Consider the following 8,259-nt stretch of genomic DNA (forward strand, 5'->3'; position numbering starts at 1 on the left):
AGGTGATGGACGACGCGCAGCAGCGACTGGAGACATGGCGGCGCGCGCTGGTCGATGGCGGGCGCCGCATGCCGTTGTTCGACCCGAACGACGGCGGCGCGGCGGCGCGGCTGTTGATCCTGCTGGAAACGCCTGGCCCCGGCGGCGCGGAGGAGCGCGCGGTGTCGTGCGAAAATCCGACCGGCACCGCGCGCAACCTGTCGCGCTTTCTCGCCGACGCGGCGATCGCGCGCGGCGACACGATCCTGTGGAACACGGTGCCGTGGATCGTCCACGAACCCGGCGCGCGCAACCGCGCGCTCCGGCGCGGCGAGATCGCCGAGGGGCTGGCGGCCTTGCCCGGCTTCCTCGCGCTGCTGCCCCGGCTGCGCGTCGTCATCTTGTCGGGCCGCGTCGCGCGCGAGGCCGCACCGGTCGTCGCAGCGCACTGCCCCGGCGTGCCGGTGCTCACCATGCCGCACCCGTCGCCGACGATCGTCTGCACCAACCCCGCGATCCCCGAAGCGATCCGCGCCACGCTGGCGCGCGCCGCGACGCTGCTGGCCGCGGCCGGGCAGTAAGCGAGCGGTGCGCGGCCCGCTGCCGGTCTGCGCAAGCACCCGCTATCGCTGGGCCGATCTCACCGGCCGACGTGTGAGGTCGTCGGTCCGCTGCCCGACGCGCACGGCCTGCCGCAACCTTTTCATTCACGGATGAGCTGAGGCACCTGCTCCTTACGGCTACCGCCCCGACAACCTTTCGGACACTGCCTTAGACGTCATACTGTGCTACAAACGCGGCGTAGTGATCCGCCGACTGAGCGATACGCACTCGCGCGTCGCGGCGGCGTTGCTGCCGCGGGACAGCGGCCTGCCGTTGCGCAGGTCGTTGCGGCTGGACAACGCAGGGAGAAAGCGGTGAAGCGGATGTCGGCTGCTGACGTGATTGTCGTTGCCCCATCGTCCAGAGGTCGCGGACGATTCTTCCTGTATCTACTATCCCTCTTCGTCTTGCCGAGTTGTGCCGATACGACGCCGATCTACCAGAACCCGCTCTGGAAATGGCGTCGGCTGGACCTGCCCACGACAGAGTTCCGTTTCTCGGCGTCCAAGAGCCTCATCGTGCCGGACGTACGAAGCTTATTTCGTGTTTCGTACGATGACGATCCCGAACGTCCCGATCGCCCTGAGATGTACTTCTTCCTCGTTCCGCAGACGGGTGTCCTCATCGACTGGAGCCGGGCCGGGCAGTATGGCGACATGGCACAGGTTAATTTCTCGTTCTGGCAATCCGTACCCGAGGCTTATGCAGTGATCGGTCTGCACGTCAGCAATCGAGCGACAAGTTCGTTAGCTGATCCTGCTGGGGCACGGGCTTTCGGCAATCCGTCCGGGCAGACGACGATCGGCGGTCGAACGTTCGGCTATGTCTGCAAATCTCTGCCGATTGACGATTCCAATAGGGCGGCATTGGAATGTAGCGCCGTCGCTCCGACGCCGTTCGGCGGCGTTATGAAGATCGTGTTCAGCAATCCGCGCGGCGATGATCCTGTTGATCGGCTTACCAAGATCGCCAGTCACCTCCTCAAGATCGAAGCGTCCTTTCAGGTCAAGGCGCATCCCTGACACTGTCCACGTTGGCTGACTCGCGCGGCAACTGCGCTGATCGGTTCGGCGGAAGCGCTCGGCAGCCTGCCCGCCTCACTGGCGCGAGCGCCAACGGGGAACGGCGCGACCGGCTCGCCCGAGTGCTGGAAAGGCGACGACATTCGCGGTGCGCCCCGCTGCCCGCACCGGCCGTGCTCAGCCACGCTCCAGCAGGCGGCGGATATAGCTCCATCGACGCCGCTGGAAGCTGGTCCAGTGCGCGCGCGCGATGCGATCACGCACGTAGTTCATCGCGTCGGTGCCGTGGTCGAGCTTGACCTGCTTGGCGCGCCGCGCCGCACTCGCGCGCCACGTGTCGCGCGCGCCCGTGAAGTAATCGAACCGTCGCATCGCCCCCTCGCTCAGCGCAATCATTACTCACATACAACGATTGTCGGCGCCCCGGCACGAAGCGAATCTTACAAGGTGCGATTGCCCGGCTATTTTCCCGTGCCTAGACGCGTCCCATTATGGCTCGCTTCTTCACCGCCGACACGCATTTCGGCGATCCTCGGACGATCAACATACAGCGCCGCGCGTTCGAGTCAGTCGCCGCGATGGATCATCTGATGATCGCGCGCTGGAATAGCGTCGTCGGCGCGGACGACGAGGTCTGGCACTTGGGCGATGTTGCCAGGCGCCCCGGCGACGTCGCGGCATTGCTGGGGCAACTGAACGGCACCAAGCACCTGATCCGCGGCAACAACGACCCCGACGCGACGCTCTCTGCCCCCGGCTGGGCGAGCGTCCACGACTATCGCGAGCTGGAGGAGGACGGGCGCAGGTTGGTGCTGTGCCACTACCCATTCCGGTCGTGGAACGCGCAGGGGCGCGGCGCGATCAACCTCCACGGCCACAGCCACGGCCGGCTGAAGCCTATGCCGCGCCAGTACGACGTCGGCGTCGACGCGCGCGACTTCTGGCCGATCACGCTGCAGCAGCTGATCGCGCGCTAAAGCGGTCTCTACCGATCAACTTTACCGTCATCCCGGACCTGATCCGGGATCCCGCTGCCTTCTTCTGCTCCCCAAAAAGCGGGACCCCGGATCAAGTCCGGGGTGACGAGAGGAAAAGCAATACCGATCGGCGAGCGCCCTACCCCGCCGCCTAACGCGCGCCGCGCAGGCGCGGGATCGCGGCGATGAAGTTGGCGATCTCCAGCCGCCGCCGGTCCTCCACCGCGAACTCGTCGTCGACGCCCAATTCCCAGCGCGCGGCATGGTCGTCGGCGTCGCGGTGGACGCGGTCGAGCAGCGCGGCGCGGCGCTCCACCGCCGCCTCGTCGCTCGCCAGCCCGGCCTCGACCAGCGACGCGGCCTGGTCGCGGATCGCCGACGCGATCTCGCCGGGTGCGAGTTCGGGATGATATTGCACGCCCCAGAACACGCCCGCGCCGCATCGGATCTCCGCCGCCTGCACCCGCGTCGCGCCGTTGGAGGCGAGCAGGGTCGCGCCCGCGGGCAGTTCCTCGACCTCGTCGGTGTGGATCGAGGCGGTGTCCCACGCGGGCGGGCGTCCGGCGAGCAGCGGGTGGTCGCGCCCCTCGTCGGTGGCGGTGATCCGCCGCCCGATCGCCGCCTCCATCCGCTCGGGCATCGGCCGCACGCGTCCACCGGCGGCGGCGACCGCGACCTGCAGCCCGGCGCACGACCCGAACGACGGCACGCCGCTGTTGAACACCGCGCGCATGAACGCGATCTGCCGCTCAACCTCCGGCGCGTCCTCGTAGACGTGCAGCGGCGACCCGGTCAGGAACACCGCGTCGAACGCGGCGATCTCGTCCGCCGCCATGCGATCGCCGTCGGCGTCGGCGGGCTCGACGCGGGTCACCGCCGCCCCCGGCACCATCTGCTCCAGCGTCGCCTGGAACGTCTCGCCCGAACTCTTGCCCGACCGCGCGCGCCGCTTGGCACGGTGCTCGGCCGTCTCACTTTCCGCCACCAGGAACTTCACGCGCGTCCGATCGAATGATTGTTGGTCCGGCGGTGAACGCTCCGGCGCGTGCGTCGTTCTCCCCGCAACCATTCGAAAGGAAGAATGATGGCGATCTTCAACAAGGACATGATCGAGCTCGCGAACAGGAACGAGCTGTGGCAGAAGGAAGTGTACCGCGACAGCAAGGTGCAGGTGGTGCTGATGAGCATCCCGGCGGGCGAGGAGATCGGCATGGAGAAGCATGCCGCCGACCAGACCACCTTTATCGTCACCGGCGAGGCGCAGGTCACGGTCGACGGCCACAACACCAAGGCGGGGCCGAACCACATGGTCGTCGTGCCCAAGGGATCGCAGCACAATTTCGTCAACAAGGGCACGGGCGCGCTGAAGCTGTTCACCGTCTACGCGCCGCCTGCCGAGCCGGAGGGCGCGGCGTTCAAGACCAAGGAAGAGGCCGAGGAAGCCGAGAAGGGCCTGCTCGCCAAGGCGGGCGAGGCGGTCAAGGACGCGATCAGCCGATGATGCGCGGCGCCCGGCAGCACCTGCGCGTCGTCATCACCGGCGCGTCGAGCGGCATCGGCGCGGCGACGGCGCTCGCCTTCGCGAAGAAGGGCGCGCACCTCGTGCTCGCCGCGCGCGGTGAGGCCGGGTTGGAGGACGTGGCGGCCAAGGTGCGCGCGGCGGGCGGCAGTGCGGAGGTGCGCACGCTCGACGTAACCGACGCCGCCGCGGTCGCCGCCTTCGCCGCCGAAGCTAAGGAGCTGCTGGGCGAGATCGACCTGTGGTTCAGCAACGTCGGCGTCGGCGTGGTCGGCAAGTACCACGACGTGCCAATAGCGGATCACGCCCGCGTGATCGACGCGAACCTCGTCGGTCACATGAACGACGCGCGCGCAGTGTGGCCGATCTTCTTAGGCCAGGACCGCGGCACCTGGGTCAACATGATCTCGGTCGGCGGCTTCTTCGCGACGCCCTACGCCGCCGCCTACGCCGCGAGCAAGTTCGGGCTGCGCGGGTTCAGCGAGGCGTTGCGCGCGGAGGTGTCGAAACGCCCGCACATCCACGTCTGCGACGTCTACCCGACCTTCGTCGACACGCCGGGCATCGATCACGCGGGCAATTACACCGGCGTGAAGCTGTCGCTGCCGCCCGGCGCGCTCGCGCCCGAGACGGTGGCGAAGGCGGTGGTGAAGCTCGCGCGCCGTCCGCGCAACACGACCGTGGTGGGTGCGCCCGCGTGCCTGCTTAAGCTCGGCCAGTTCGCCACGCCCAACCTCGGCGCGGCGATAATGAACGGCTTCATGGACGTCTGGTCGGACCGCGCCGAGCCGGGTGCGGACAGCCAGGGCGCGCTCCACGCGGCCCCCGCGGGCGCGAGCGGGGTCGAGGGCGGGCGTCGCCATCCTGAACGCCGCCGCAAGGCCGCGGTGGTGGCGGGCGGCGTCGCGGCCGCGGGCGCGGCGGGCCTCGCCGCCTTCCTGTGGCGCCGCCGTCACGACTGAGCCCGCACCCGTCACCCCGGACGGCCGCTACCTGGTGGTGCGCGGCCGGCTGTGGCGGCGGAGCAACCCGGCATTGTCGGACGAGCGTCGCGCCGCTCTGGTGGCCGACCTGATGGACGCGCGCCGCGCCGTCGGCAGCGCGGGGCGTACCGGCGACGCGGAAGCGGTCACCGCCGCCCGCGCCCGCGTCCACGCCGCCAAGGTCGCGCTCGGCGAGCGCGGTCCGCCATGGTGGGATGACGGCGCACCCGACCTCAACCGGCACATGGCGCGCAACACGCCCTACGCGGAATGGTTTGCGGCGCTGGAGGCATCCAACTCCCCTCCCTGAAAGCGAGAGGTCAGGAGGTGGGTAGGTTGCGGCGGAAACACTTTATATTGGGCTGACCCCCCCCCTTTATCCCGGGCCTGACCCGGAATCCCGCTTGCTAGCCCCGCACTCCAGAAGAGCGGGACCCCGGATCAAGTTTGGGGTGACGGGATCACACCGACACCGCCGTCTTCGTCCGCCCGCCCTCACCGAAAATCCGCAGGTACCTTTCGATCTCCGCCGGGTCGCCGGTCGCCTTGGACGGATTGTCCGACAGCTTGACCGCCGGTCGCCCGTTCGCCGCAATCACCTTGGCGACGAGCGAGATCGGCTCCAGCGCATGGCCTCCTTCGGGATCGCAGCCGCGGAAGTCGTTGGTCAGGTTGGTGCCCCAGCCGAAGCTCATCCGCACCCGTCCCGCGAAATGGCGATAGGTCGCCTCGATGGAGTCGACGTCCATTCCGTCGGAGAAGATCAGCAATTTGCCGCGCGGATCGCGTCCGCGCGCGCGCCACCAATCGATGATCTGCTCGCCCGCGGGGATCGGCGGCAGGCTGTCGGGGCGAAATCCGGTCCAGTCCGCCACCCAGTCGGGCGCGTGGTCGAGGAACGCCTTGGTGCCGAATGCGTCGGGCAGCACGACGCGCAGATTGCCGCCGTAATGCGCCTGCCATTCCTCCAACACGCGGTACGGCGCCGCCGCCACGCCCGCGTCGTCGTCGGCGAGGGCGGCGAGCACCATCGGCAGCTCGTGCGCGTTGGTGCCGATCGCCTCCAGGTCGTTGTCCATCGCGAGCAGCACGTTGGACGAACCGATGAAGCGCGCGCCCAGCCCTTCCTTCAACGCCTCGACGCACCAGCGCTGCCACAGGAAGCCGTGCCGCCGCCGCGTGCCGAAATCGGAGATGACGAGGTCGGGCAATCGCTGCAGCCGCTCGACCTTCTCCCACAATTTCGCCTTGGCGCGCGCGTAGAGCACGTCGAGCTCGAACCGCCCGCGCGCGCGCAGAGCGGCGCGGCTGCGCAGTTCGTTGACGATCGCGAGCGCGGGTATCTCCCACATCGTCGTGTCGGTCCACGCGCCCTCGAAGTGGAGCTCATATTGCCCGTCGGCGACACGCAGGTCGTAGTCGGGCAACCGGAAGTCGGTGAGCCAGGCGAGGAAGTCGGGCGCGAACATCCGCCGCTCGCCGTAGAAGGTGTTGCCCGCGAGCCAGATCAGCTCCTTCTTCGCCAGCCGCACGCCGCGCGCGTGATCGAGCTGCTCGCGCAGCTCGCGCTCGTCGACCACCTCGGCCAGCCGCACCGACTTCGTCCGGTTGATCAGCGCGAAGGTCGCGCGCACGTCGCGGTGCTCGCGCCAGATCATCTGCAGCATCAGCAGCTTGTAGAAATCGGTGTCGAGCAGGCTGCGGATGATCGGATCGACGCGCCAGCTATGGTCGTACACGCGCGTGGCGATGTCGGTCACCGCCACGCGGTATTCTCCTCAAATGCTTAAAGGAACGGCGTACCACCCGTCACCGGGATTGTCGCGCCGGAGATGTAGCTCGCCTCGTCGCTCGCCAGCATGACATAGGGTGGTGCCAGCTCGGCCGGCTGCGCCGCGCGGCCGATCGGCGTCTCCTGCCCGAACGACTTCACCTGATCGGCGGGCATGGTCGAGGGGATCAGCGGCGTCCACACCGGCCCGGGCGCGACCGCGTTGACGCGGATCTTGCGGCTCGCCAGCATCTGCGCCAGCCCGGCGGTGAAATTGTGGATCGCGCCCTTGGTGGTCGCGTAGGCGAGCAGCGTCGGCAGCGGCTTGTCCGCGTTGACCGAAGTCGTGTTGATGATCGACGATCCCTCGTGCATGTGCGGCACCGCGGCTTTGCACAGGTAGAACATCGCGTGCATGTTGACCGCGAAGGTCTTGTCCCACTCCTCGTCCGGAATGTCCTCGATCTCGGCAAACGTGTGCTGATAGGCCGCGTTGTTGACCAGCACGTCGACGCGGCCGAACGCTTCCACCGCCTTTGCAACCACGTCGCGCGCGTGCGCGGGATCGCTGATGTCGCCCGGCACCAGTACGGCGCGGCGCCCCGCGTCCTCGACCAGCCGCTTGGTCTCGGCCGCGTCGTCGTCCTCGTTCAGATAGCTGATCAGCACGTCTGCGCCCTCGCGCGCGAAGGCGAGCGCGACCGCGCGCCCGATCCCGCTGTCGCCGCCGGTCACGATCGCCTTGCGGTCGTTCAGCCGGCCGTAGCCGACGTAGCTGTCCTCGCCGTGGTCGGGGCGCGGGTTCATCCGGTCGGTGGTGCCGGGCACTTCCTGCTGCTGCTCGGCGAAGGGCGGTTCGGGGCGATAGGTCATGGCGCGGGCTCCTCGTTGTCCGACAAGGAAGAACCGGGCGTCCGAAGCGTTCCACCGCCGCGGAAATGTGTTGACGCAGATCAACCCGCCTGAGGGAAGTTGATTCAAATCACTTAGAAACCACGCTTTTGTTGAGGCTGCGCAATAAACCAGCCTCCGGTGTCATCGTTCAGCCAGCGGACCGCGCGCGAGCGCTCAACCGAGAGGCCGACCATGTACTATCACGACAAGCGCCTGCAATATCCCGTCACGGTGGAGAAGCCCGACCCCGCGTTCGCGCGGATGCTGCAACAGGCGATCGGCGGCGTGGAGGGCGAAATCCGCGTCTGCATGCAATATTTCTTCCAGGCATGGGGCAACCGCGCGCCGACGACCAAGTACCGCGACATGCTGCTCCACACCGCCACCGAGGAGATCGGCCATATTGAGATGCTGGCGACCGCGGTGGCGCTCAACCTCGACAAGGCGCCGACCTCCTTGCAGGAAGAAGGTGCGGCGGACGGCATCGTCGGCGCGGTAATGGGCGGCGGCA

General features: G+C 68.2%; 11 protein-coding genes. 7 read left to right on the plus strand and 4 right to left on the minus strand.

The features are described from left to right. Window positions 1–5 precede the first annotated feature (5 nt). Window positions 6–560: a uracil-DNA glycosylase gene (locus tag ACFDS6_RS13430; protein ID WP_375272614.1), complete on the plus strand. Its 555-nt coding sequence runs from the start codon at window positions 6–8 to the stop codon at window positions 558–560. A 336-nt stretch (window positions 561–896) separates the two neighbouring features. Then, window positions 897–1,604: a hypothetical protein gene (locus ACFDS6_RS13435; protein ID WP_375272615.1), complete on the plus strand. Its 708-nt coding sequence runs from the start codon at window positions 897–899 to the stop codon at window positions 1,602–1,604. Between the two features lie 177 nt (window positions 1,605–1,781). Here ACFDS6_RS13435 and ACFDS6_RS13440 read toward each other — a convergent pair whose 3' ends face one another. After that, window positions 1,782–1,976: a hypothetical protein gene (locus ACFDS6_RS13440; protein WP_375272616.1), complete on the minus strand. Its 195-nt coding sequence runs from the start codon at window positions 1,974–1,976 to the stop codon at window positions 1,782–1,784. Window positions 1,977–2,095: 119 nt separating this feature from the next. On the opposite strand from ACFDS6_RS13440, the gene ACFDS6_RS13445 reads away from it, so the two are divergent. Then, window positions 2,096–2,581: a metallophosphoesterase family protein gene (locus tag ACFDS6_RS13445; RefSeq protein WP_375272617.1), complete on the plus strand. Its 486-nt coding sequence runs from the start codon at window positions 2,096–2,098 to the stop codon at window positions 2,579–2,581. Between the two features lie 151 nt (window positions 2,582–2,732). On the opposite strand, the gene ACFDS6_RS13450 is transcribed toward ACFDS6_RS13445, so the two are convergent. After that, window positions 2,733–3,578, minus strand: a complete 846-nt coding sequence (locus ACFDS6_RS13450; RefSeq protein WP_375272618.1) for a type 1 glutamine amidotransferase — start codon at window positions 3,576–3,578, stop codon at window positions 2,733–2,735. Window positions 3,579–3,665: 87 nt separating this feature from the next. On the opposite strand from ACFDS6_RS13450, the gene ACFDS6_RS13455 reads away from it, so the two are divergent. From ACFDS6_RS13455 to ACFDS6_RS13465, 3 genes are read left to right on the plus strand one after another with little or no spacing between them, the layout of a single operon-like run. Further along, complete coding sequence (locus tag ACFDS6_RS13455) at window positions 3,666–4,082, plus strand: cupin domain-containing protein (RefSeq protein ID WP_375272619.1); 417 nt, start codon at window positions 3,666–3,668, stop codon at window positions 4,080–4,082. Beyond that, a complete protein-coding gene (locus ACFDS6_RS13460) occupies window positions 4,079–5,062 on the plus strand; it encodes an SDR family oxidoreductase (RefSeq protein WP_375272620.1) in 984 nt (327 codons plus the stop codon). The genes ACFDS6_RS13455 and ACFDS6_RS13460 overlap by 4 nt, the downstream gene beginning before the upstream one ends. A 34-nt stretch (window positions 5,063–5,096) precedes the next feature. Then, window positions 5,097–5,393, plus strand: a complete 297-nt coding sequence (locus ACFDS6_RS13465) for a hypothetical protein (RefSeq protein WP_375272621.1) — start codon at window positions 5,097–5,099, stop codon at window positions 5,391–5,393. Window positions 5,394–5,544: 151 nt separating this feature from the next. On the opposite strand, the gene pncB is transcribed toward ACFDS6_RS13465, so the two are convergent. Together pncB and ACFDS6_RS13475 are read right to left on the minus strand one after the other, a co-directional pair. After that, on the minus strand, window positions 5,545–6,849 hold the full coding sequence (gene pncB / locus ACFDS6_RS13470; RefSeq protein ID WP_375272622.1) for a nicotinate phosphoribosyltransferase: 1,305 nt from the start codon (window positions 6,847–6,849) through the stop codon (window positions 5,545–5,547). Between the two features lie 20 nt (window positions 6,850–6,869). Further along, a complete protein-coding gene (locus ACFDS6_RS13475) occupies window positions 6,870–7,727 on the minus strand; it encodes a glucose 1-dehydrogenase (RefSeq protein ID WP_375272623.1) in 858 nt (285 codons plus the stop codon). A 213-nt stretch (window positions 7,728–7,940) separates the two neighbouring features. Between ACFDS6_RS13475 and ACFDS6_RS13480 the strand changes: the two genes are divergently transcribed. Beyond that, window positions 7,941–8,259 (plus strand): manganese catalase family protein (locus ACFDS6_RS13480; protein ID WP_375272624.1); only part of this gene is annotated, 319 nt, incomplete at its 3' end.

Source organism: Sphingomonas sp. (assembly GCF_042095875.1).
Taxonomy (GTDB): Bacteria; Pseudomonadota; Alphaproteobacteria; order Sphingomonadales; family Sphingomonadaceae; genus Sphingomonas.